General features: G+C 68.7%; 2 protein-coding genes. Both read left to right on the forward strand.

Going from position 1 to position 1848, the window contains the following annotated elements; all coding sequences use genetic code 11:
• A partial coding sequence (locus ACQKDV_RS19285; protein WP_427785837.1) for a molybdopterin-dependent oxidoreductase occupies positions 1-1352 on the forward strand: 1352 nt, incomplete at its 5' end.
• The coding region (locus tag ACQKDV_RS19290; protein ID WP_427785838.1) for an NADH-quinone oxidoreductase subunit H at positions 1349-1848 on the forward strand (500 nt) is incomplete at its 3' end. The genes ACQKDV_RS19285 and ACQKDV_RS19290, both read left to right, overlap by 4 nt.

Raw genomic sequence — 1848 nt, forward strand, 5'->3', positions numbered from 1 at the left:
GTGGCCAGCAGACCGGCCGCGCCCACCGCCTCGGCGGCGATGACGATGACCAGCTCAAGGCCCACCAGGGTGACCACCTGGGCGTGCTGGTGCATCCGTCTACCTCGAACGAGGAAGGCGCGCTGCTGGCCCGCCTGGCCAAGGGCCTGGGCTCGAACAACATCGACCACCGCATCAACAACCGCGATTTCTCCGACGCTGCCACCGCCGAAGTGTTCGGCCTGCCGCTGGCCGAGATCGAAGGCGCCGACCGCATCGTCGTTCTGGGCAGCAACATCCGCCACGAACTGCCGCTGCTGCACGCCCGCCTGCGCAAGGCGCAGACCACCAGGGGCGCGAAGATCCACGTCGTCAACCCGGTGGACTTCGACTTCGCCTTCAGCATCGCCGGCAAGCAGATCGTCGCGCCGTCGAAGTTCGCCGACGCGCTGGCCAACGAAGAACTGCGTTCGGCCGTGCAGGGCGGCACCAACACCGTGCTGATCGTCGGCGGCATCGCCGAGAACCACCCGCAGGCCGCCGCGATCCGTGCCGCTGCACGTGATTTCGCTGCCGCCACCGGTGCCAAGCTGTGCCGCATCCCGCAGGGCGCCAATGCCGTGGGCCTGACCCGCGCCGGCGTGCTGCCGGCCGGCAAGGACGTGGCCACCATGCTGGCGCAGCCGCGCCAGGCCTATGTGGTGTACGGCCTGGAGCCGGGCCTGGACTTCGCCGACGCCCCGGCCGCGCGCAAGGCGCTGGCCGGTGCCAAGGTGGTGGCCTTCAGCCAGTTCGCCTGTGTCTCCACCCGCGACGTTGCCGACGTCATCCTGCCGATCGGTGCGCTGCCGGAAATCGACGCCACCCTGACCAACCTCGATGGTCGCGAGCAGTCGGCCCGTGCCGGCGGCAAGCTGCCGGGCGAGGCCCGTGAAGGCTGGCGCGTGCTGCGCGCACTGGGCGGCGAGATGGCACTGGCTGGTTTCGACTTCACCGACCTGGCCGGCCTGCGTGCCAGCTTGGCGCCGGTGTCGGTCGCTGTGGCTGCCTCGGCCCAGCCGGCCGCTGCCGGCGAAGGTCTGGAAGTGGCTTCGACCGCTGCGATCTACCGCACCGATGCGGTGGTCCGCCGCGCCCCGGCGCTGCAGTCGCATCCGCTCAACAACGCCCCGCGCATCGTGCTGAACGCTGACGATGCCGCGCGCCTGCAGCTGCAGGAAGGGCAGATGGCCAAGGTCGGCACCGATGCCGGCAAGGCCACCCTGCCGGTGGTGGTCGACGCCCGCGTCGCTGCGGGTTCGGTCTGGATTGAATCGGGCCACGGCGCGACCGCGCCGCTGGGTGCCGCTCGCGTATCGGTGGTGGCTGCATGAACGAATTGCTGTTGAACGCGGTCGACCCGCTGCACCAGTGGCTGCTTGGCCTCGGTGACATCGGCGCGCTGGTCTGGATCATCCTGAAGATCCTGGTGATCACCGTGCCGGTGATCATCTCGGTGGCCTTCTACGTGGTCTGGGAACGCAAGCTGATCGGCTGGATGCATGTCCGCCACGGCCCGATGTACGTGGGCATGGGCATCTTCCAGGCCTTCGCCGACGTCTTCAAATTGCTGTTCAAGGAAGTCCTGCAGCCGAGCAGCGCCAACAAGGCGATCTTCCTGCTCGCGCCGCTGATCACCCTGGCCCCGGCCTTCGCGGCCTGGTCGGTGGTGCCCTTCGACTCGCAGATCGTGCTGTCCAACGCCAACGCCGGCCTGCTGTACCTGCTGGCGATGACCTCGCTGGGCATCTACGGCATCATCCTGGCCGGTTGGGCTTGCATCAGTCCGTCCAGCAGGTCCTTGTACTTGACCGCCATGTCGCGGCCGTC

The sequence above is a fragment of the Stenotrophomonas sp. NPDC077659 genome (assembly GCF_050268705.1).
Taxonomy (GTDB): Bacteria; Pseudomonadota; Gammaproteobacteria; order Xanthomonadales; family Xanthomonadaceae; genus Stenotrophomonas.